Below are 22543 nucleotides of genomic sequence, written 5' to 3'. Positions count from 1 at the left end.
ACCCCTCCCTCTTCGGCCTCGCCGCGCCGCGCCCCGGCCGCCTCAACCCTTCAGTTCGGGATCGGCGTCGATGGGCGTCTTCTCGATCTCCTCCCGCATCTGCCGGGCGGCTTCGTCCGAAATACCGTGCGTGCACTGCAGGTTGAACCGTCGCGCCAGGTACTCCTCGAAGCGGATCCATTTTCCCTCCCACTGCACGCGGTGCGTCCACGCGCACACCTTGATGAGCCCTTCCAGTTGGTGGAGTCGCCGCGCGAGCATCCAGGCCACGGTCCCGGCCAGCGCGGCGGCGACCGCCAGCAGCGCCATATGCAGCAATTCGTAGGTGCGCGCCTGGTGCGCCGCGGTGGCCGTGAGTTGGGCGATGCCCGACAGCTCCTCGCGCTGCAGCGCGGTCAGCTTTTCGCGCACCTGCTGCATCACGCGCCAGCCCTCGTCGGACTCGATGACATTCAGCGCCGGCGCGATGCCGTGCTCGCGGCGCAGGTTGACGGTGCGCTCGATCTCGGCAAAGCGCGCATCGCACAGTCGGGTCAGTTCCTCCAGCCCCCGTCGGGCGACCAGGTCCTGGTCAAATTGCCGCGCCAGCGCCGCCAGCTCCTGGCGATAGCGCGGCCGCGCCGCCTCATAAGGCGCCAGGTACTTGTCGTCATGCGTGAGCAGAAAACCGCGCTGGGCGGTCTCCGCCTCGTTCATCGTGGCCAGCAGCCCGTTGAGCGTGACGAGCGTTTGCTGGGCATGCGCCGCGCGCCGGTCAGCCGCAGCCACTTGGTGCGTGGAGAACGCCGCCAGGACGCCTGAGGCGATGACGAGACCGAACGCCGCCAGCAGCGTGGCGAACACGGCGGGACGGGAGAGGATCAGCGCGCGGGCGGAGGTTTGCATGCAGCGGAGCACAAATGACATGGCCCCGCCCGGGAGGTTCAGCCCGGCCCCCGATCTAGCTGGGGGAAAACGAAGATGCACAAGCGGCTTGCACGGTCGTACCCCGCGGACGAACGTACGCGCCGAACCCAACCCGGCGGTTCCGAGCCCATGATGACTTTCCAGAGGAACAGCCAGCACCAGCCCTCGCCAACCGCATGAACCCACCGGATACCGCATCGATCGTCCTCGGCGGCGGTTGCTTCTGGTGCACCGAGGCTGCCTTCAAGCTCGTGCCCGGCGTGCGGGCGGTGACGCCCGGCTATGCCGGCGGCGACGAACCCGAGCCTACCTATGAGCAGGTCTGCGCGCATCAGACCGGACATGCCGAGGTGGTGAAGATCGAGTTCGATCCGCGTCAGGTCTCCCTCGAGCGCCTGCTCGAGCTCTTTTGGCGGATCCACAACCCGACGCAGGCTGATGGCCAGGGGAACGACCTCGGCCCGCAGTACCGGTCGATCATCCTTTGCGTAGACGACGATCAGATGGCCGCGGCCGAAAAGTCGCTCATCGAGGCGGCGAAGCGCGTCCAGGACCCGATCACGACCGAGATCGCGCCGCTCAAGCAATTCTGGCCCGCCGAGGAATACCATCACGACTACTTCGCCCGGCACCCCGACCAGGGCTACTGCACCTACGTGATCGCCCCGAAGCTGCGGAAGCTCGAGCACGCGCTCGTCTCCGGCCACGCGCCGTGAGCGCGCCCCGCGTTTCGATTCTCCTGCCGGCCTACCAAGCCGCGGGCACCCTGGCCCGGGCGATCGCCAGCATCCGCGAACAGACGCTGTCGGACTGGGAACTCCTCGTGGTGGACGACGGCTCCACTGACGGCACTGCAGAATTGGTCCGCGGCGCGGCGGCCACCGATGCCCGGGTGCGCCTCCTCGGCCAGCCGCACGCCGGCCTCGTGGCAGCGCTCACCCGTGGCCTGGCGGAGGCACGCGGCGAGCTCATCGCGCGGATGGACGCCGACGATGAATCTCATCCTGAACGCCTGGCGGCGCAGGTCGCGGCGCTCATGGCGGATCCCGCGCTGGGGCTCGTGGGGTGCCAGGTGGAGTTTGGCGGCGACGCCCAGGCCAGCGCCGGGTACGCCCTGCATGTTGCCTGGCTCAACGGGCTGCTGACGCCTCAGGAGATCGCACTCAACCGCTTTATCGAGGCGCCGTTCGCCCACCCCAGCGTGATGTTCCGCCGCGAAATCGCGGCCCGCCACGGCGGCTACCGCGACGGCGACTTCCCCGAAGATTACGAACTCTGGCTGCGGTGGTCGGATGCCGGGGTGCGCATGGGCAAGGTCCCGCGCCCGCTGCTACGCTGGAACGACGGGCCCACGCGGCTGTCGCGCGCCGACCCACGGTACGCGCCGGAGAAGTTCTTCGCCGTGAAGGCCGGCTGGCTCGCCCGCGAGATCAACCGACATCCGGGCCTTCCCGTATGGATCTGGGGCGCAGGGCGACACACCCGCAAACGCGCCGCCCACCTCGGAGCACACGGCATCGCGATCGCCGGGTATATCGATGTGGACGCGAAGAAGGCCGGCCATGTCGTCGGCGGCGTGCCCGTGATCTCGCCCGCTGAGCTGCCTCCACCGGGCAGCCGCCTCATTCTTGGTTACGTGAGCAACCGCGGCGCCCGGGAGTACATCCGAGAGCAGCTCACGGCGACCGGCCACGTGGAGGGCCGCGACTTTCTGATGTGTGCCTGAACGCCCCCGCTCCGGCGCGCGCGGCCGAGCAAGCCGCCCCGGGGACTGGCATTAAGCCCCGCGATGGGCAACGTCAGCCGCCGACGATGAACTCCAGCGGAGAAACCCTGCAGCACCGCGCGCTGAAGCATGCTGCGCTCGCGTGGGCGCAAACCAACGGTTTCCCCCTCTGCGCCCTCGAGGTCCGCGTGCCGCGGAGCGGCTACCGGGCGGACGTCGCCGCCTGCGGGCGGGGGCCCGATCGCCGGACCGCAGTCTTCGAATGCAAGCAGGCCCGGGCCGACCTGCTCAAGGATGCCCATGCGGAGGACGCCACGCGCCGGCGGCTCGCGGAGCTGCTCGCCCGGCGGCAGACCCTCGAGGACCTCCTCGCCACGCACTTTCCCGACCTGCGCCGCGGTGAGGCGCTCTGGCCGGAATACGACACCTGGGACTTCTCGCGCCTCGAGCACGACGCCTACCGCTCCGTGTTGAGCGAACTCACCACCGTCCAGCGCCAGGTCATGCGCGGCACGAAGTTCGCGAAGATGTTCCGCTATCGCTGCGCCGACTTCCTCTACCTCGTTGCCGAAGACGGGATCTTCGCCGACGCCGAGATTCCCGCCGGCTGGGGTCTTCTCGTCCGGCGGGGCAAGACCCTGCACCTCGCGCGCCGTCCCGCCGATCTCGCCGCGGCCGAGCCCCAGCGGCTCGCGCTGCTGGAATGCATCGCGCTGGCCGCCACCCGCGCGGTGAATCGCGCCGCAGGGGTCGCGTTTCCGCCTGGTGGCTGGACATCGGACGAATTGCCCAAAACGTGACCTGCATGCCGGAAACGACACCGCCCAATCCCGCCGAGCCCGGACTGGAAGTCCGCACCTACTTCGTGCGCAATCGCAACGCGCTCCTCGCTCGCGCGGATTTCGGCGACCTGTTTGTCGACTATTACCTGCACCTGGGCGCCCACCACATCCGGGTGGCGCCCGAGCACGACGCGATGTTCAAACGCGCTCTCGCCGTGTTTACCCTGCACAGCGCCTCGCGTCCCTGGAACGAGATGACCGCGTGGACGATGAACTTCCAGGCGCCGCTGGTGAACCTGTTCCTCACGAGCGACAACGACACCGGGGCGGTGACCGGCCGCGTGTTTGACGAAAACGTGAAGGAAGGCCCCGAGAATCTGTTTTTTGCCGACGTCGTCCGCGGCAACCAGCCGAAGCGCCGCAGCATGGTGAGCTTCGAAGGCAGCGACCCGGTGGCGGCGGTCGAAAAGTTCTACGCCCAAAGCGAGCAACGCGGGGCGCGGATCTTCCAGCTCGGCGACGAGGATTTCGCGATGGTGAGCGAACATCCGGACTGCGACCTCACATGGTTCCGGCAACTCGATGTCGAGCAGGTCCGGATCCTCGACCAGCACGAGCAACTCGTCCTGCTGGAGCGGCGCATCCAGCGGTGGCACTGCGGCTGCAACCAGCAGCGGATGATGCAGGTGCTTGCGCCGACGATGCAGCAGGACCCGGAGGGACTTTTCGGCATCGATCCCAAGCTCGAGATCCGCTGCCCGCGCTGCGGCGCCCGACACACGATCACCCGCGAGGCGATGGAAGCCTACCTCGCGCAGTCCAGGCAGAAGCCAGAGGCCGGAGGCCAGAAGCCGGAAGCCTGAAGACGGAGGCCGGGGTTGCGGGACCGCCGGAGACTGGCGGCGGTTCGGCTTCGTCGCATCTGTCCGATCGGTCTGATCTGCCTCCCAGCGTTGAGTTTTCCGGCTTCCGACCTCCGGTTTCTGGCTTCCGGCTTCCGACTTCTGGCCACTGGCCTCCGGCTTCCGGCCTCTGGCTCACGGCGCGTCAGCGCCGCGTTTCGGCGCCGCCAGCCGGCGGTCGGTCGCAGGGGACCGGCCACTCGTCAAATTACCATTGCCGATGGCTCAACCCTTGCTCCGATACCCCGATGCGCACCTCTGTTCGCACCTTCTGCGCGCTCGCCGTCATGGCCAGTGCCCTGCTCCCACTACGCGCCGCCGACGATTCCACGCGGCTCCTGCGCTTCCCCACCACCAACGGGAACCAGATCGTGTTCAGCTACGCTGGACAACTCTACACTGTCGGCGTCGACGGTGGCGTCGCCCGCCGCCTCACCGATGGCCCTGGCTATGCCGTGTTCCCCCGCTTCTCGGCTGACGGCTCGCAACTCGCATTCACCGCGCAATACGACGGCAACACGGAAGTGTACGTCATGCCCGCCGAAGGCGGCGTGCCGAAGCGCCTGACGTACACCGCGACGCTCGGCCGCGACGATCTCTCCGACCGCATGGGGCCGAACAACATCGTCATGGCGTGGAAGAACACCGCCAACGAGATCGCGTTCCGGTCGCGCATGCGCTCCACCAACGACTTTATCGGGCAGCTCTACACCGTCGGTATCGACGCCGATTTGCCTAAGCAGATCCCGGTGCCCCGGGGCGGCTTCCTCAGCTACTCGCCCGATGACACGAAGATGGCGTACAACCGCATCTTCCGCGAATTCCGCACCTGGAAGCGCTACAAGGGCGGCATGGCGGACGATGTCTGGGTCTTCGATTTCAAGACCGGCGCCGTCGAGAACATCTCCAACAACGACGCCCAGGACATCATCCCGATGTGGGCGCCCACGAACCGCATCTACTACATCTCGGAGCGCACCGGCCGCTTCAACCTGTTCGCCTACGACCTCGCCACCAAGCAGACCCGCCAGGTCACGAAGTTCACCGATTACGACATCAAGTTTCCGTCGATCGGCAAAGGCGGCATCGTCTTCGAGCAGGCCGGCTACGTCTGGTTCTTCGACCTGAAGACAGAACAGGCCCGCCGCGTCCCCATCAGCGTCAAGGAGGACTTCGCCCTCGCCCGCCCCGAAATCAAACGGGTCAACGACAGCATCTCGCGCGTCCGCCCGTCGCCCGACGGCAAGCGCGCCGTCGTCGGCGCCCGCGGTGAAGTGTTCACCGTCCCGGCCAAGCACGGCCCCGTCCGCAACCTCACCGAGACCTCCGGCGTGCACGAGCGTGACGCCGTCTGGTCGCCCGACGGCCGCTGGATCGCCTACATCTCCGACCAGACCGGCGAGAACGAAATCTGGATCCGACCGCAGGACGGCAAGGGCCCGGCCCAGCAGATCACCCGCAACGCCGACACCTACTACTATCCGGCCACCTGGTCGCCCGACAGCCGCAAGCTGATGTTCACCGACCGCATGGCCCGCCTGCGCTACGTCGACATCGAGACCAAGGAAATCACGCTCGTGGAGCAGGCGACCGAGTTTGAGATCAACGACTTCGACTGGTCGCCCGACAGCAAGTGGATCGCCTACGTGCTGCCCGAGAAGGAGGGCTTCAACGTCCGCAACGACTACGGCCGCCTCCGGCTGTATTCACTCGAGTCCAAGCAGGCCCAGGACCTCACCGACGGCTGGTTCAACGTGAGCAGCCCGAAGTTCAGCGAGGACGGCAAGTTCCTCGCCATCGCCTCCGCCCGCGACTTCGACGCGACCTACGGCAACCTCGAGTTCAACCACATCTACGTCGACATGGAGCGCGTGTACCTCTTCACGCTCGCCAAGGACACTGACTCGCCCTTCAAGCCGCGCAGCGATGAGGTCGCCCTCGGCGACGAGGACAAGGCCAAGGACGAGAAGAAGGACGCTGAGGCCAAGCCGGCCGACGCCTCCGCCAAGCCCGAGGTCGCCAAGGCCAACGGAGCGGAGAAGTCCGACGCCGCCGCCGACAAGGACGACAAGAAGTCCGACAAGAAGAAGAAACCGGTCGTCGTGAAGGTCGACTTCGAGGGTCTCTCGGACCGCCTCGTCGGCCTGCCGGTCACGCCCGCGAACTACAACGTCGTGCACGTCAGCGGCGACAAGGTCTACTACGTCCGCATGAGCGCCATGGACGCCGGCGAGCCCGGCCGCCCGCGGGGCACGTTCTGCCTGTACGACACCAAGGAGCGCAAGGAGACCGAACTCCTCTCCGGCGTTTCCGGTGTCACCTTCACCGCCGACGGCAAGAAGGTCCTGATCGCCCAGCGCCGCGAATACGCGATCGTCGATGCCCCCAGCGCGAAGGTTGAGATCAAGGAGAAGGACAAGCTGGATCTGTCGGGGCTGACCATGAACCTGGACCGCGCCGCCGAGTGGAAGCAGATCTTCGACGAGAGCTGGCGCCAGATGCGCGACTTCTTTTACGTGCCGAACATGCACGGCGTCGACTGGCCCGCCATTCACGACAAGTACGCCGCGCTCGTCCCGTACGTCCGCCATCGCAACGACCTCACCTACGTCATCGGCGAGATGATCAGCGAGCTCAGCGTCGGCCACGCCTACGTGGGCGGCGGCGACCGGCAGAACACCGCGCCGCGCATCAAGACCGGCCTTCTGGGCGCGGAATTCTCCCGCGATCCCGCGAGCGGCGCCTACCGCATCGACCACATCATCCGCGGCGAAAACTGGCAGACGCAGACCCGCTCGCCGCTCACCGAGATCGGCGTAAACGCCAAGGAGGGCGAATACGTCCTCGCGGTGAACGGTAAGCCGGTGCGCGAGATGCCCAACCTGTACGCCGCGCTGCTCGACACCGTCGGCAAGCAGGTGACGCTCCGCCTCAACGCGAAGCCGACCGACGAAGGCGCGCGCGACGTCGTGGTGGTGCCGATCGCCGACGAAGCCCCACTCTACTACTACCAGGAGGTCCAGAACCGGATCGCCTACGTGAACCAGAAGACCGGCGGCAAGGTGGGCTACATCCACATCCCGGACATGGGCCCCGAGGGTCTCAATGAGTTCGCCAAGCACTTCTACCCGCAGCTCACGAAGAAAGCCCTGATCATCGACGTGCGCGGCAATGGTGGCGGCAACGTCTCCGCCCAGGTGATCGAGCGCCTCCGCCGCCAGATCGTCGGCTGGAACGTGTACCGCGGCGCCAAGCCGTTCACCAATCCCGACGCCACGCCGATGGGCCCGATGATCGCCCTCTGCAACGAGTTCTCCGCGTCGGACGGCGACATCTTCCCGTTCCGATTCCAGAAGCTCAAGCTGGGCAAGGTCGTCGGCAAGCGCACCTGGGGCGGCGTGGTCGGCATCCGCGGCTCCCTGCCCTTCACCGACGGCGGCACGCTGATGCGGCCGGAGTTCACGTTTTACTCGGTCGATGGCAAACGCTGGGAGGTCGAAGGCCATGGCGTCGTCCCCGACATCATCGTGGACAACGATCCCACCCGGGAATTCAAGGGCGAGGACCAGCAGCTCGACCGTGCGATCGCTGAGATCATGGAAGAGCTGAAGACCAAGGAAGTCACCATCCCGCCGGTTCCGCCGGCCCCGGTGAAGAACTGAGCGCGAGCCCAACCCGCACGCGTCCCTCTCACGAGGCCCGGCCTGACCCGCCGGGCCTTTTTCGTGCCGACGTCTGATGGCTTACCCACGCAACGACGCCAACCCGAGCTCGTTGCTCGCGTTCTCGCCGTACGCAACGCGGCCCGATGCCCCGCGACCACGGGTCTTTGGTGGGTGGAGGCGAGAATCCCGACCGCATCGCCGGGTATCCCGACACCATGCCTCAAACGCGGGAACGCAGATGCCCGTGGTGGTTTGCCCTCAGCGCGGCGAGTCCTCGAGGCAGAGGCTCCACGCGAAGCGCGCCGGTCGGAAGACGCGCAGGCATGGCACCGCGGACGGAGCCTCGATCTCGACATCGCCGATGGCTCCCACTCCTTACACCTTACCCATTACACCCTACCCCGGCGCGGCCTCCGCCGCGCTCAGCCGCCGCGTTTATTCGTACCGCAGCGCCTCGATCGGATCGAGGGACGCGGCTTTCCAAGCCGGGTACAACCCGAAGACGATGCCGATGCCGCCGCAGGTCACGAGACCGATGCCGGCCCACAGCCACGGGAAGGTGATCCCGGTGTGCATGAAGAACGCCACGAGGTTGCCACCACCGACGCCGATTGCGATGCCGGCGCTGCCGCCGATCAACGACAAGGCCACCGCCTCGGCCAGGAACTGCAGGAGAATGTTCACCTTCTTGGCGCCGATACTTTTGCGTACCCCGATCTCCTTCGTGCGCTCCGTCACGCTGACGAGCATGATGTTCATGACGCCCACGCCCGAGGCGAGCAGCGCGATGCCGCTGACGATCAGCGCGCCCACCGCCACGACGTTGGCGATCTTGTTGAAGGCCTCGATGAGAGACTCGTTCGAAAACACCTCAAAGTCGTTCGGGTCTTCCGGGTGCAGCCCGCGGACGAGGCGCATCATGCCGGTCGCCTTCTCCTGCGTGGCCGGCAACTCCGCCTGGCTCGGCGCCTGCACGTTGATGCTGATCGAGCGGCGCGCCGTGCCGTACACCGCGAGGAAACGCGTGATCGGCGTCAGCACGAAATTGTCCTGGCTCTGGCCAAACGAGGAGCCCTTGGGTTTCAGCACGCCGATCACCGTGTAGTTCTGCCCGCCGATGCGGACGAGCTGCCCCAGAGCGTCGCCTTCGGGATACACGCGCTGGGCCACGTCGGCGCCGAGCACGCAGACCGGCCGCCCGTATTCCACGTCATCGAGCCCGATATTGCGGCCCACCCCGACGTCATAGTTGAACGCCGTGATGAAGTTCTCGTCGGAGCCGGCGAGGCGGACGTTCGGGTTGGTGCGGCGGTCACGCACGACCACCGTGAGGCCGCCGCGGCCGATCTGGAGATTGATCGTGGCGGAATCGGCCATCAGCTCCTTGAACCGGCGCGACGTGGCGAAATTAAGGTCCCGCCGGTTGCGGTACTTCATCCATTGCTCGTGCGAGAAGATCAGCGGCGGCCATTTGCTCACCTGAAAGCTGTTCGCGCCGAGAACATTGAGGCCGCTCTCGATCGACGACCGCATGCCGTTGATCAGCGTCATCACGCCGATGACCGAGAACACACCCACGGCAATGCCCAGGATCGTCAGGATCGAACGCAGCTTGTTCGACGTGAGCGAGGAGAATGCCAGCCGGAGGATTTCGGTAATGATCATTGCGAACGGCGCGTTGCGGGTCGGGCGGCGGCTACTCGTAACGCAGCGCCACCACCGGATCGAGTTTGCTGGCGGAGTACGCCGGCGCGAAACCGCTGAAAACGCCCGTGACCACGGACACGGTGAGGCCGACGAGCACGAGCCCGAACGAGAAGACGATGGGGAACTGCGGCCAGAACGCCCCCACGAGGGCGGACAGCCCCCAGGCGGTGCCCAGCCCCAGCACGCCGCCAAGCACACAGATGCTCACCGCCTCGATCAGGAACTGCAGGAGGATCGTCCGCCGCCGCGCACCGAGCGCCTTGCGGGTGCCGATCTCCTTCGTGCGCTCCTTCACGCTCACGTAGGTGATGTTCATGATGCCGATCGCGCCGACGAACAGCGCCAAGCCGGTCACGAACAGACCGCCGATCGCGATGTTCTTCTTCATCGGCTCGATCTGCTCACGCACGACCTGCTGGCTGTTGATCTCAAAATCGTCCTTCTTCTCGGGGCTCAGGCGGCGCACGCGCCGCATCACGCCCCGGAGTTCGTCCCGCGCCTCGTCCATCCGCTGCAGGTCTACCTGCACCCGAATTTCCGGGTCGGCCCAGCGCACCGGGAACGAGCGCGAAAACGCCTCGAGCGGCATGATCACCTGCGAGTCCCAACTGAACATGCCGAGGAAGCTGCCCTGCCGCGCGGCCACGCCCACGACCGTGTAGCGCTGGCTGCGGATCTGAACCTGCTTGCCGATCGGCGACTCGTTCGGGAACAGCGCGTCGGCCACATCGAACCCGATCACCGCCACGTTCCGCCCGCTGCGAGCCTCGAGGTCGGTGAAAAACCGCCCCTCGTGCATGTCGGACCGCACGATCCGGCCCAGATCGGCCGTTGTGCCGGAGATCATGATGTTCACCACCCGCAGGTCGCCGCGGATCACGTTGGCGTTCCAGCTCGCCGCCGGCACCGCCAGCTTCAACGGCCCCTCCGGATGCTGCGCGATCCAGTCGTTCACCTGGTGGGCGTAGGACACATCCACCTCGCGGCGATTGCGATAGACCCACCAGTCCTGCACGTCGCGCCAGGGCCATTTGGTGACGTACAGCACGTCGTCGCCGAAACCCGCGAGGCTGCGCTCGACACCGGCGTCGATGCCGAGGATGGCCGTGCCCATCAGGGTCACCGCCACGATGCCGATCACCACGCCCAACGCCGTCAGCGCCGAGCGCATCTTGCTCGCCCGGATCTGCGCCGCCGCAATCCGGATGGATTCGGAGAGTTCGTAGAGGAGACGGGACATGGGGAGAGGAGCGGCGGGAGCGCGGTCCGGCCGACGGCCGGGGACGCACGGGAGCGCCAGGTTAGTCGAGGTTGGCGTCGCTTTCGATCAGACCGTCGCGGAGCCGCACGATGCGGCGCGCATGGCGGGCAATGTCTTCCTCGTGGGTCACGACGATGATCGTATTGCCCTGCTCATAGAGTTGTTCGAACAGCTCCATGATTTCCTCGCCGGTCTTGGAGTCCAGGTTGCCCGTGGGCTCGTCGGCCAGGATGATCGACGGCGAATTCACCAGCGCACGGGCGATGGCGACACGCTGGCGCTGGCCGCCGGAGAGCTCGTTCGGCTTGTGCAGCATGCGCTCGCCGAGGCCGACGTTTTCGAGCGCCTGGCGCGCACGCTCAAGCCGCTCGTGCTTGTGCATGCCGGCGTAGATCAGCGGCAGCTCGACATTGTGCAGCGCGTTCGAGCGCGGCAGGAGGTTGAAGGTCTGGAAGACGAACCCGATCTCCTTGTTCCGGATCTCGGCGAGTTCGTTGTCCGTCATGGTGGCGACGTTCTTGCCGTTGAACTCGTAGTGCCCGGCGGTGGGAGTATCGAGGCAGCCGAGCATGTTCATGAGCGTCGACTTGCCGCTGCCGGAGGGCCCCATGATCGCGAGGTACTCATTGCGGTGAATCCGGAGCGCCACGCCGCGCAGCGCGTGGATCGTCTCCGCGCCCATCTTGTAGAGCTTGGTCACGCCATCGATCTCGATCACCAGCGGACCGGGCTGGCGGACCACCCGGGACACGGCGGAGGAAGGCGCAGGAGGAGGAATCATGAGGATTGGGAGGATGGCAGGCAGGACGCACGGTGGGCGGCGGCGGACCGGACAACCGGAGGCCAGCCGCCGCGCGGGGCGGAATGCCGCGGCTTATTTCTTGGGAGCGGCCTTCTTGGCGGGTTCGATCTGCACCTTCATGCCGTCCTTCAGCGTGCGGGTGATGACGCCGAAGCTGCCGCTCACCACCTCATCGCCTTCCTTGAGGCCGGACGTGACCTCGATATGCGTCGTGTCCTGCAGGCCGGTCTCGACGTTCACCATCTTGACGATGTCGCCCCGGCGGACAAAGGCCACGCGCTGCAGATTCTCGCGATCGGCACGGTCGTCGCGGTTCTGCTGCTTCACGTTCACCGCGGTGGCCGCGCCCTCGCCCTTGGCGTCGCCGGTCTTCTTCTGGCGATCGGCCGCGACCTCCTCGATCGTCTTCGCGCCCTGCTTCGAGCGGACGGTGATGCTCTGGATCGGCACGGCGACTACGTTCTCGACGGTCTTCGTCTCGATGTCGGCGTTCGCGCTCATGCTGGGCCGCAGCGGCACGTCCTTGTCGAGGATGCGGATCTTGACGAGAAAGTTGGTGACTTCGTCCTGCGTGTTCTGGCCGGTCACCTTGGCCGCGGCGCCGATCTCCTTCACCTCGCCGGTGAATTTACGGTTCGGGAAGGCGTCGATCGTGATGCGCGCCTTGTCGCCCACCTTCACGTTGACGATGTCATTCTCGTTCACGTTCACGCGGACCTCCATGCTGTCGAGGTCGGCCACGCGCATGATCTCGGTGCCACCGTACGAACCGGTGCCGGCGACACGTTCACCGACTTCGGTGGCGAGCGAGCTCACCTTCCCGTCGATCGGCGAATAGATGACCGTCTTCGTCAGCTGGTCGCGCGCCTGGTTGAGCGAACCCTCGGTGCGGCGAATGGTCGCCAGCGAGCTGTCGTGGTTCGCCTGCGCCACGTCGACCGTCGTCTTGGCGGCGGTGTAGTCGGACTCGGAGACGAGCTTCTTGGCAAAAAGGTCGGCGGTGCGCGTCAGGTCCTCCTGCGCCTTCAGCAACTGGGCCTTCGACTGCACGGCGCCGGCGCGGGCCGCCACGAGATTGGCTTCCTGCTGCTCGACCTGCGCGGCGTAGAGGTCGGGTTTGATGGCGACCAGCAGGTCGCCCTTCTTCACCACGGCGCCCTCGCGGAAGCCGAGTTTCACGATTTCGCCGGAAACCTCGGGCGCGATCTTCACCTCGACCTCCGGCTGCACCTTGCCGGTCGCCGAGACGGTCTGGGTGATCGTCTTCACGATCGCCTTCTCCGTCGTGACCATGACGATGGCGCCGCGGCGCTTCTTGGCCACCACGCCAAGGCCGATCGCGACCGCCAGGAGCACCACGCCTCCGATGACGATCCACTTTACGAGCGACTTCTTGCGCTTGGGCGCGGGGACGTTGCCGATGGGCTTCGGCGTGCCGGCAGGGGAATTCATGGGCTTGGACGACGGGTTCAAGGTGGTCATCGAAAAAAAGCGGCTGAGGTTAAGCAAGCACCCGGTTCCCTCCCGGGCCAAAAAGACACGGCCGAGCCTCGCAGGGCCCGGCCGTGATGCACAACGGATCTTCTACAAACGGGCAGACCAGACCACTCGCCGGCGACAAACGAAACCGAAATGCGGCCAGCTGTCGCGAAATCGCGACGAATCGCGACGACGACAGGGTCGCATGGGTACGGCTGGCGGCGGCAAGCATGCATCGAGAACACTCCCGGCCGGAAAAAGTTACACCTCGCTTTTGACGAGCGGAAGAAAGCGGGGGTTAAGCGGGCCGCGGATTCCCGCCGACGCTGCGATACTCCGCCCCCGACGCCCTTCGCGCCCGCCGACACGTGCCGGCCCCACCGCCGCGGCCGCACAGCCAAGCCGCTCGGCTTTAGCCAATTGCACCTCATCCGCCCAGGACCTCCGCCGACTTTCCCCGCTCCGGCTGCTTCGCCTGCGCCAGCAACACCGGTGCGCCCGAGGTCACGAGCGTGAGCGTACGAAACCGTTGGACCCGGTCGCCGCCGACCGCGCGCGCCAACGCCAGCGGGTCAGCCAGCAACCGCGGCGAGAATCGCCGCGCCGTCTTCCCGTCCGCCGGATCGTAAACCTGCAGCTCGCCAGCCACTTCATACGCCAGCACGGTGTGACCGCCGCTGCCCGCCCCGGCGTCCTCGTAGAAAGAGAGCAGCAGCGCGGCCGCCACGGCCACCCGCTCGCGCCGCAGGCGGCGCCACTCGCTCACGCACGCGACAAAGCATCCGTTGGGCAACTGCTCCAGCGGCGTGGCCCGCGCCGGCGCCGGTCCCTGGGGCAGCACCTCCCACCGCGTGAAGCCACGCTCGATCGCCTGCAGCAACGGGCGCAGGTCAGCGCGCTCCTGGTCCAGCCGGTCCACGTACAGCGAGAGGCTCTGCGTGCCCTCGGTCGGCGTGTAGAACCAGAGCAGGCCCTCAAACTCGAACACCAGCGCGTGCAAGATTCGTGGATACCGGCCCGTCCGCCGCTGGTTCTCGATCCGCAGCACCTCCGCCCAGGCCTCGTCGCCCAGTCCGGCGCGCGCCGTCCACACGTGGTCAAGTGACCGCTCCAGCGCCGCGGGGGCCGACGCCGGGACCAGCAGCAGGCAAACCGCCAGCAGTACGAGTCGGGGTTTCATCACCCCTCAATACTCCGCCGCCCGGCCTGCCGTTTCGAAAATGCGACGACCCGCCACCAGGCGGCGACGGACCGCGCCGCGAACGCGACGAAGCGAACGGCCTACAGGGCCTGGTGCAGCAGGCTCGCGAGCCGTTCGTGAAACCCCCGGCTGAGCCGCAGCCGCGTGCCGTCCTGCAGAATCACCACGTAGTCTCCGGCGAACGACGGGCTCAACTTCCGGATCCGCTCGATGTTCACGATCGTGGAGCGGTGGATGCGGACGAAGTGCTTGGGATTCAGCCGCGCCTCCAGCCGCGCCATCGTCTCACGCATCATGTGCGCGTGCCCACCGACATGAAACTTCACGTAGTCGCCCTCGGCCTCGATCCAGTCCACCTCGTCCGGCTTCAGCAGCACGATCTCGCCTGAAGTTTTCACGAGGATTCGCTCGGGCGCCTCCGTGCCGCCGGGCTTCCCCTCGCGCACGTGCTGCAGCAACTGCCGCAACTCGGCGAGGCCCTCGCTCCAGTCGTCCTGCCGCCGCCGGCGCACCGCCTCCTTCGCGCGCTCGAGGGCGCGCGCAAACCGCTCGTCGTCGTAGGGCTTCAGCAGATAGTCGACGGCCTGCACGTCGAACGCCTGCAGGGCGTACTCGTCGTAAGCGGTGATGAACACCACGACCGGCAATCCTTCCGGCGCGAGCCGTCGCAGCATGTCGAAGCCGTTGCCGGCCGGCATCTGCACGTCGACGAAGGCGAGCTCCGGCTGCACCCGCTGCAGCAGTTCCAGGCCGGCCACGCCGTCCGCCGCCTCGCCCACGATCTCCACCCCCGCGTCGCGCTCCAGCAGCAGGTGCACGCCACGGCGGGCCATGGGTTCGTCGTCAATGATCACCGCGCGCACCGGTCGGGTCGCGTCGGGGGCTGGGTTCGGGGCTGGGTTCATCGGGCGCAGGGCAGGTCGATTTCCACGGTTACGCCGCGGCCGGCGAGACTCCGCAGGGCGAGCCGGCCGGCGTCACCGTAGATCCGGGCCAGCCGCTCCCGCGTGTTGGAAAGTCCGATACCCTCCTTCGGCCGCGCACCGTCCTCCGCCAGCCCGGGACCGTCGTCCGCCACCTCGAGGTGCAGCGTCTCCCCGCGCACTTCGCCGCGGATCTCCACGCGGCCCGGCCCGGACTTCGGTCCGATGCCGTGCAGGATCGCATTCTCCACGATGGGCTGCAGCAGCAGGTTCGGCACGCGCACCTCCAGCGCCGGCGCCGCCACGTTCACGTGCACCGTCAGCCGGTCGGAAAACCGCGCCTTCTGGATCTCGAGGTAACCGAGCAGGAACTCCAGCTCCTGCCGGAGCGGCACCTCGGGCGTGCGCGCCGCATCGAGCGTCGCCCGCAGCAGCGAGCTCAGCCGCGCGATCAGGTTGGTCGCCTCCGCACTCCGGCCGTCGCGCACCAGTACGGAGATCGTGTTCAGCGTATTGAAGAGAAAGTGCGGGTGGAGCTGTTCGCGCAGCGTCTTCAGCTCGGTCTCCATCAACCGCGTCTCCAGCCGCGCCGCCTTCAGCTCCTCCGTCTTGTAGCGTTGGTAGATCTCCATCCCGTATCCGAAGCCCAGGACGAGCCAGTAGTAGCCGATGTCGATCATGTTCCGGCCGTAGAAGTCCGGTACCAGCCGCCCCCAGAAATGATCGAAGCCGCGAAAGAACACGGCGTAGCCGACGTGCCGGCCGACGTAGAACACGGCCATCACGACCACGCTCATCATCAGGTGAAAACTCACGCCGCCCACCCAGCGGCCGCGCGTCAGCGGCAACCCTGTCCGCAGCCGCAGGATCAGCGGCGCCATCGCCGCCCACATCACCGCGCGGCCAAACTGCGGGATCGCCAGGTCCACGAAATCGTTGTCCACCTGCCCGCCCATCCCGGCCCGGAAATTGAAATACACCTCCAGCGAGAGCACGAGGCCCAGGAAGGACCATCCGGCCGCATAAACGGCATATCTCGCCCAACGGTTGTGCATGGAAGCTCGCGGTTTTCGCCCACCGCTCCGGCAACACAAGCGGAAAGCACCGGCGCTGCGACGAGCCGCCGGCCCGGTGCGATGAATGCCGCCTGCCTCGCGCCGGACGCCTCCGCCTACAACTCGCCCAGCAGGCCGCGGAATCGCGCCTCGAGCGCGATGATATCCGGCACCAGCAGCGATGCGCCCCGCACCTCCACGAGCCCGTCATCCCGCAGTTTCGCAAAGGTCCGCGACAAGGTCTCGCTGCTCGTGCCCAGCTCCGCCGCCAGCACCCGCTTCGTCGAGCCCAGCTCGATCGTCGCCGCGCCGCGCTGCTGCCGGCCGCAGCGCTTCAGCATCCAGTTCACCAGCCGCGTCTCGACGTCCTTCAGCGTGAGGTCATCCACCAGGCCCACAAGCACGCGCAGGTGCTGGCTCAGCGAACCCAGCATGCGCAGGCTCAGGTCCGGCCGGCGCGCCAGCAGCTCCAGGAATGGCGCCTTCGGCACCACGATCACGGCCGACGACTCCACCGCCCGCGCGTTCGCCGGGTAACCATGCTCGGTCGCGAGCGCGGCCTCCGCGAGCGACTCGCCCGGGCGGAACACATGGATCACCTGCTCCTTCCCCGCGGGGCTCACCCGGTGGACGTTGATCGCCCCCTTCTGCACCACGTAGAACCCCTCCGCCGGGTCGGTCTCGCGAAACAGGTAATGGTCCTTCGCGACATTGCGCAGCAGCGCAAAGCTGGCGACCGCCTCGACGTCGGCGGCGGGCAGACCTTGGAACAACTGACACGAGCGCAGCGTCGCCGCTAGCGCCGTGGTGCGGAGGCGGGAAACATCAGTGGGCACAATGGGAACAGCGGCCGGCCATTGCCGGCGCCGCCCGACACATCAGGCTGGCTTTCGCTCGGGTGCAAGCACGAGGAGCATCGTCAGGGCCGTCTTTGCCAGCACCGCGTGCGGCACATTCGGCGGCAGATGCAGCAAATCGCCCGCCTTCATCATCCGCGGCGTGCCCGCCACCGAGAACTCGCACTCCCCGCTCAGGATCTGGATCAGCGCGCGCGAGGTGCTCGTGTGCTCGGTCAACGCCTGCTCCGGCGCAAACGTGAACACCACCGAGCGCAGCTCGGGCGTGGCCAGCAGCGTGCGGCTGACGATGCCGTGGCCCACCACGGGCGCGGCTTCGGCCAGCGCCAGCGAGCCAGGTTCCTGATTCGAGAGCAGGGCGGACGTTTTCATGGGAAAGGGACCTGGCTCAGCGCGCGTCAGGCGCCGCCGGCCGGGTGAACTGGGTCTGCCACCCGCCGTCGCTGCGATGCTCCGGCCGGGCGGTGAAGCCTTCGGACTGGAGGCGCTCGATCAGCGGCGAAGGCAGGAAGGGGCTGATGAGCACGAAGGACTCGCCCGGCGCCACGGCGCGCACGGTCGCCATGATGCTGGCCAGCGGCTCCTCGCCCTGCGCGATCAGCGGGCGGACGTCGAGCGTGCGGACCTTGCGAGGGGTGGAGGACATGGATCAGGGCGCGTGGCCGTGGGCGTGAGCCGCCGTCGGATTCGACAGGGCATAGAGCTGCTCGGTCAGGTGCATGAAGGCAACATAGGCGGCGACGTACTCGCGCCCCGCCTGCACGCTGCTGTCGGCCCGGGCGCGCGCGGCCTGGGCGGCGGCGAAGCGCTCGTCGACCACGGCCTTGATGCGCGCGACGAGGTCATGGTGCAGGTGCGCCGCACTTCCCGCCGCCAGCGCCGCATCCGCGGCGGCGATACCGGGCTCCGCCGTCTCGTCCTTCAGCCCGGTGAACGGCTCGCCTTCGCCTTCGCGATGCAGGCGCACGAGCGTCTCGAAGAAATAGGTGTCGGCGAGTTCAGCCACCGCCGCCGATTGTCCGCGCACCGCGCTCGCCTTGCGAAACGCCTCCCGCACCGCCGGCTCCGCCGCGGGTTTCACCCACTTAAGCACCGGGGTGACGTCACCCTTCGCGAGCGCCGCGCGGGCTTCGACCACCACCGGGCCGGACAACGTATCGCAATGCGCCCGAGCCAGCGGAGCCATCACGAGCGGGAAAAGCAGGAAGAACGTGAACGCGCGTCGAGGGAGGAATCGTTTCATGATGCCATCGGTGATTGAAAAACCGCGCCCGCCGCCATCTGGCCGCGGGCACGCGCACACCATGTCACGCCGCCGCGCTCCGCGCCTTGATACGCGTCAACGGGTCTGGTGGTCCGCGTCATGGCGTCGGCCACCACAGCCCGAGCACGACCACATATACGCCGCCGAGCACGGCCTCCGCGATGCCGAGCGTGGTCGCGCGCAGTCGCGGTCGCGGGAAAACCAGCAGCCCGCCCGAGCGCAGCGCGAGCCCCGCCGCCAGGATCGCCGCCGCGAACGGCGCATGTCCGCGGCGCGTGAGTTCGGCCACGAGGAGCGCGGCGCCGAGCGCCAGCCACGCCGGGCCCCGCGCCGGCTCCGCCTGCGCCTTTCGCGCCCGCAGCACCACGCGGATCGTCAGTACCGTCGGCACCGCGCGCGCCAGCATGACCACGCCGAGCGTCACCGCCGGTCCCGCCGGCCAGCCGGCGAACGCCGCGAACGCCGCCGGCAGCCACGCGAACGCAAACGACCCGGCCAGCTCCGCCTCCGCTTCGCGACCGGACTTCTGCAAGTCAAACCCCAGGAACGCCGCCCCCGCCAGCATCGAGGGCAACAGCCACATCCAGGCTCGCATTGACGTGGCCAGGGCCACTGCGCCCGTTGCGCCCAACGCCGCCACCGCCGCGCAGACTGCCGCCGCCTGCCCCGCGCGCCGCCGCACGGCGGGTCGCGTTTCCGTCCACGCCGTGCGCACGGGCCGCCGTGCAAAGAAGGCTCCGACCGTCGCGACCGCCAGCGCGCCCCCGGCCCAGGACGGCGCGGCCAGCAAGGCGAGCGCCAGTGGCTCCAGCGCCAGCGACCAACTGCCGTGCTCCCGCGGCCACACCAGCTCGCGCCAGCCGGGTGGCGGCGGCACGCGATTCGTGACCTCGGACGGGTTGGGACTCATGCGCCTCACTGTAGCATCGGGCGCGGCCCAGCGGCCTTGACTGATATCAAGCGGCTCGCCCACCGCCGATCGCAGCAGCTCGTCGTCAACCCATTGAGCTGCGCGCCAGGTGATTGCGCACCGGGCCTGCGTTGCGCCACGTCCTGGGAGATTCTCCCACTGAACTCTTCCCGTGGCACCGGGTCTTTCGGCCGATGGCGCAGCCCGTCCAGTATGAGAACGCCCGCCAGGGTCTGCACGCCGTCTGGACCCAGCTCAAGGCGCTCTTCGCCGAGCACCACTTTCTCACCCTCGTCTGCGCCTTCTTTGTGGTGATGATGGTGCTGTCGTTCTACCGGCTACTCCGCAGCATCAACCCCGCCCTCGTCGGCCTCGTGCTGTTCATGGTGTTTCTCCTGCTCGTCCTCCATTGGACGCAGACGCGCACCGAACCGAAATTTCTCACGCCGTTCATCGACCTGCTCGCTCCGCACCTCACCATGCCCGTCCGCTGACGCGCGTCTCCGTTTTCGCCCGCGGTGACGACCACCCGATCCGACGGATCCGACTGATCTGACCGATCAGACTGCGCGCCCGGCCACGGGAATGTTCCGAATGCACCACCGGTTTTCCCGCCGGAGAATTCTACATTCTCCATTCATAATTCTGCATTAGCGCAGCGTAAGCATTCTGCATTCGCCTTTCACTTTCCCAGCTTCCGCAGGCCGCGGTTGATCTTCTCCAAGTCGCAGAGTTCCGCCTGGTAATCCGGGCCCAGCCATTCGATCCACTCGCGGCCGAGATCGGTGTGCGGCTCCTTGATGCAGGCCAGCATGTCGTGAAACGCCTCCAGCCCGCCGCAATCCTCCGGCGGTCCAGCCCGCTCACCGCCGGTGCACAGTGGGTAGTGCACGCCCTTCTCCACCGGGTCCGTCTTCTCGACTTTGACCTCCACCTGCCAGCCCTCGCCGAAGTGGTAGCCGTACGAAAACCGCTCCCGGTGCTCCAAATCGAGATCCGCCAGCGTCACGTCGCGATCATCCTCGATCGTCAGATCGTCGCGCTTCAGCGGGTTGCCGAAACGCAGGTCGTCCAGGTTGAAGGCATGGGTCTGGTAGTCGAACCAGTCGAAGAGCACCTGGATGCTGTCGTGGAGGCGGGACAGCCACATCGATTCGCGCACCTGAAGCCGCCGCCAGATCTTCGGATGGCAGCCCACGACCGTGAGCCGAAACGTGAAGACCCGCTCGGCCGGCTTCTTGACCCGGGCGCCCTTGCCTTCGTGCAGCGAAATCATGAACGGCCACGAAAACGCAGCGCCCTCCGCTCGGCAAGCGTGGGGATGCCGTGCCGGTAATTCGCCCATCCCTTCGGACTTCCGTTTCGCCACCGGACATTCGGCCGCTGACTCGATAGCGGGCGGGCCCGCCCGCGCCTAGGTTGCGCTCGCGCCGCCACGATGGCGCTTCCCGCCACACCATGCCCACCGCCGAAATCTCCCGTCCCGAGTCGACCACCGCGTTCGCCCACTTCGACCGCCAATTCATCGCCGGCCACTGGCGCCATGGCCGCAGCACCCATCCGAACCGCGATCGCAACCCGTTCACCGGCGAAACGCTGGTGGAGATTCCGCAGGCCAACGCGGCCAATCTCGAGGAGGCCTACCGCCGCGCGGCCGTCGCCCAGCAGGACTGGGCCGCGCAAACGCCCGGCGCCCGCGCCGAGGTCATGCGCCGCGCCGGCCTCGTGATGGAGGCCCATCGCGACGAGATCATCACCTGGCTGATCCGCGAGGCCGGCAGCACACGCATCAAGGCCTCCCTCGAGTGGCAGTCCGTACGGAGCGTGCTGCGCGAAGCCGAAACCCTCCCCTACCTCGTCGAGGGCCGGCTCATCCCGGCCGACGTCCCGGGCAAGGAATGCCAGGTTTATCGCAGCCCGGTCGGCGTCGTCGGCATCATCAGCCCGTGGAACTGGCCGCTGCAGCTCACCGCGCGCTCGCTCTTTCCCGCGCTCGCCGTCGGCAACGCGGCCGTGGTCAAACCGGCCAGCGATACGCCCATCACCGGCGGGCTGTTGTTCGCGAAGATCCTGGAGGCCGCCGGGCTGCCCGAGGGCCTGCTCAGCGTCGTCATCGGCGCCGGCTCGGAAATCGGCGACGCGTTCGTGACCCACGACGTCCCGCGCGTGATTTCGTTCACCGGCTCCACGCCAGTCGGCCGCCACATCGGCCGCCTCGCGCTCGAGGCGCAGATCATCAAGCGGCTCGAGCTCGAGCTGGGCGGCAACAGCCCGTTCGTGATCCTCGCCGACGCCGACCTCCCGCGCGCCGTCGAAGCCGCCATCTTCGGAAAGTTCCTGCATCAGGGTCAGATTTGCATGATCACGAACCGCTTCATCGTCGATGACGCCGTGTATGACGATTTTGTGGACGCCTTTGTCGAGCGCGTGCGCCAGCTCAAGGTCGGCGACCCCGACGATCCGACCACGATGATCGGCCCGCTCATCAACCAGTCGCAGTTCGACGGGCTTTGGCGCCGCATCCTCCAGGCCCGCCGCGACGGCGTGCGCCAGGTTTTCGGCGGCGAGCCGCAGGGGCTCGTGCTGCCGCCGCACGTGTTCGTCGGCGTGAACAACGAGTACCAACTCGCCAGCGAGGAGCTCTTCGGTCCCGTCGCGCCGATCATCCGCGCCCGCGGCGACGACGACGCGCTGCGCCTCGCCAACGGCACCCGCTACGGTCTCTCGAGCGCCGTCTTCACGCGCGATCTCGAACGCGGCCTCCGCTTCGCCCGCGGCGTCCAGGCCGGCATGACGCACATCAACGACCAGCCCGTGAACGACCTTCCGTTCAACCCGTTCGGCGGCGAGAAGAACTCCGGCATCGGCCGCTTCAACGGCCGTTGGGCCGTCGACGCCTTTACCAGCGAACACTGGATAACGATCCAGCACGAACCGCGCGCCTACCCCGCCGACGCCCGCCAGATCTCCGGCCCCTGGTCCGGCGGCTGAGAAAGGGGGGCCCTCCATCTTTCTCTTACTCTTCCTCTTTCTCTTTCTCTCGAGGGATTGAGGGATTGAGGGATTGAGGGATTGAGGGATTGAGGGATTGAGGGATTGAGGG

Annotated in this window: 21 protein-coding genes; 7 read left to right on the top strand and 14 right to left on the bottom strand. The window is 67.4% G+C overall.

What is annotated here, in order from left to right:
* Positions 1–42: 42 nt before the first annotated feature.
* Positions 43–885 carry a CHASE3 domain-containing protein gene (locus DB354_RS01985; protein WP_158277317.1) on the bottom strand — a complete coding sequence of 281 codons (843 nt, stop codon included), beginning with the start codon at positions 883–885 and terminating at the stop codon, positions 43–45.
* Between the two features lie 197 nt (positions 886–1082).
* Between DB354_RS01985 and msrA the strand changes: the two genes are divergently transcribed.
* The 5 genes from msrA (at position 1083) to DB354_RS01960 (ending at position 7978) form a co-directional block, all read left to right on the top strand.
* On the top strand, positions 1083–1622 hold the full coding sequence (gene msrA / locus DB354_RS01980) for a peptide-methionine (S)-S-oxide reductase MsrA (RefSeq protein ID WP_107833760.1): 540 nt from the start codon (positions 1083–1085) through the stop codon (positions 1620–1622).
* Complete coding sequence (locus DB354_RS01975) at positions 1619–2632, top strand: glycosyltransferase family 2 protein (protein WP_107833759.1); 1014 nt, start codon at positions 1619–1621, stop codon at positions 2630–2632. Before msrA ends, DB354_RS01975 begins: the two co-directional genes overlap by 4 nt.
* 86 nt (positions 2633–2718) lie before the next feature.
* Positions 2719–3432, top strand: a complete 714-nt coding sequence (locus tag DB354_RS01970) for a hypothetical protein (protein ID WP_107833758.1) — start codon at positions 2719–2721, stop codon at positions 3430–3432.
* Between the two features lie 5 nt (positions 3433–3437).
* Entirely contained in the window at positions 3438–4277 is an 840-nt protein-coding gene (locus DB354_RS01965; protein WP_107833757.1) for an Hsp33 family molecular chaperone HslO, read from the top strand.
* A 287-nt stretch (positions 4278–4564) separates the two neighbouring features.
* Complete coding sequence (locus DB354_RS01960; RefSeq protein ID WP_107833756.1) at positions 4565–7978, top strand: S41 family peptidase; 3414 nt, start codon at positions 4565–4567, stop codon at positions 7976–7978.
* A gap of 438 nt (positions 7979–8416) precedes the next feature.
* Here DB354_RS01960 and DB354_RS01955 read toward each other — a convergent pair whose 3' ends face one another.
* The 12 genes from DB354_RS01955 to DB354_RS01900 all read right to left on the bottom strand — a co-directional run bounded on the left by DB354_RS01955 (position 8417) and on the right by DB354_RS01900 (position 19440).
* Positions 8417–9646: an ABC transporter permease gene (locus DB354_RS01955; RefSeq protein WP_107833755.1), complete on the bottom strand. Its 1230-nt coding sequence runs from the start codon at positions 9644–9646 to the stop codon at positions 8417–8419.
* A 31-nt stretch (positions 9647–9677) separates the two neighbouring features.
* Positions 9678–10928 (bottom strand): ABC transporter permease, encoded by a 1251-nt coding sequence (locus tag DB354_RS01950; RefSeq protein ID WP_107833754.1) that lies wholly within the window; start codon positions 10926–10928, stop codon positions 9678–9680.
* A gap of 61 nt (positions 10929–10989) precedes the next feature.
* The gene (locus tag DB354_RS01945) at positions 10990–11631 is read right to left on the bottom strand and encodes an ABC transporter ATP-binding protein (RefSeq protein WP_343205535.1); all 642 of its coding nucleotides are present in this window, start codon (positions 11629–11631) and stop codon (positions 10990–10992) included.
* Between the two features lie 192 nt (positions 11632–11823).
* Positions 11824–13203 carry an efflux RND transporter periplasmic adaptor subunit gene (locus DB354_RS01940; RefSeq protein WP_233256525.1) on the bottom strand — a complete coding sequence of 460 codons (1380 nt, stop codon included), beginning with the start codon at positions 13201–13203 and terminating at the stop codon, positions 11824–11826.
* A 454-nt stretch (positions 13204–13657) separates the two neighbouring features.
* Positions 13658–14410, bottom strand: a complete 753-nt coding sequence (locus tag DB354_RS01935; protein WP_107833751.1) for a hypothetical protein — start codon at positions 14408–14410, stop codon at positions 13658–13660.
* A gap of 101 nt (positions 14411–14511) precedes the next feature.
* Positions 14512–15336 carry a LytTR family DNA-binding domain-containing protein gene (locus DB354_RS01930; RefSeq protein ID WP_107833750.1) on the bottom strand — a complete coding sequence of 275 codons (825 nt, stop codon included), beginning with the start codon at positions 15334–15336 and terminating at the stop codon, positions 14512–14514.
* On the bottom strand, positions 15333–16409 hold the full coding sequence (locus DB354_RS01925) for a histidine kinase (protein WP_107833749.1): 1077 nt from the start codon (positions 16407–16409) through the stop codon (positions 15333–15335). The genes DB354_RS01930 and DB354_RS01925 overlap by 4 nt, the downstream gene beginning before the upstream one ends.
* A gap of 116 nt (positions 16410–16525) precedes the next feature.
* A complete protein-coding gene (locus tag DB354_RS01920; RefSeq protein ID WP_107833748.1) occupies positions 16526–17245 on the bottom strand; it encodes a Crp/Fnr family transcriptional regulator in 720 nt (239 codons plus the stop codon).
* 42 nt (positions 17246–17287) lie between these two features.
* The gene (locus DB354_RS01915) at positions 17288–17638 is read right to left on the bottom strand and encodes a cupin domain-containing protein (RefSeq protein ID WP_107833747.1); all 351 of its coding nucleotides are present in this window, start codon (positions 17636–17638) and stop codon (positions 17288–17290) included.
* A 16-nt stretch (positions 17639–17654) separates the two neighbouring features.
* On the bottom strand, positions 17655–17912 hold the full coding sequence (locus tag DB354_RS01910; protein ID WP_107833746.1) for a DUF2249 domain-containing protein: 258 nt from the start codon (positions 17910–17912) through the stop codon (positions 17655–17657).
* Positions 17913–17915: 3 nt separating this feature from the next.
* Positions 17916–18509 carry a DUF6448 family protein gene (locus tag DB354_RS01905; protein WP_146180066.1) on the bottom strand — a complete coding sequence of 198 codons (594 nt, stop codon included), beginning with the start codon at positions 18507–18509 and terminating at the stop codon, positions 17916–17918.
* 118 nt (positions 18510–18627) lie between these two features.
* Complete coding sequence (locus DB354_RS01900; RefSeq protein ID WP_107833744.1) at positions 18628–19440, bottom strand: YwiC-like family protein; 813 nt, start codon at positions 19438–19440, stop codon at positions 18628–18630.
* Positions 19441–19634: 194 nt separating this feature from the next.
* Between DB354_RS01900 and DB354_RS01895 the strand changes: the two genes are divergently transcribed.
* Positions 19635–19934, top strand: a complete 300-nt coding sequence (locus DB354_RS01895) for a hypothetical protein (protein ID WP_107833743.1) — start codon at positions 19635–19637, stop codon at positions 19932–19934.
* A 188-nt stretch (positions 19935–20122) separates the two neighbouring features.
* On the opposite strand, the gene DB354_RS01890 is transcribed toward DB354_RS01895, so the two are convergent.
* Positions 20123–20716 carry a plasmid pRiA4b ORF-3 family protein gene (locus DB354_RS01890; RefSeq protein ID WP_158277316.1) on the bottom strand — a complete coding sequence of 198 codons (594 nt, stop codon included), beginning with the start codon at positions 20714–20716 and terminating at the stop codon, positions 20123–20125.
* Between the two features lie 182 nt (positions 20717–20898).
* Here DB354_RS01890 and DB354_RS01885 point away from each other — a divergent pair, with 182 nt between their 5' ends.
* On the top strand, positions 20899–22431 hold the full coding sequence (locus DB354_RS01885; protein WP_107833741.1) for an aldehyde dehydrogenase family protein: 1533 nt from the start codon (positions 20899–20901) through the stop codon (positions 22429–22431).
* Positions 22432–22543 lie beyond the last annotated feature (112 nt).

The organism is Opitutus sp. ER46 (assembly GCF_003054705.1).
Lineage (GTDB): Bacteria > Verrucomicrobiota > Verrucomicrobiia > Opitutales > Opitutaceae > ER46.
This window is presented reverse-complemented; position numbering and strand designations above follow the sequence as displayed.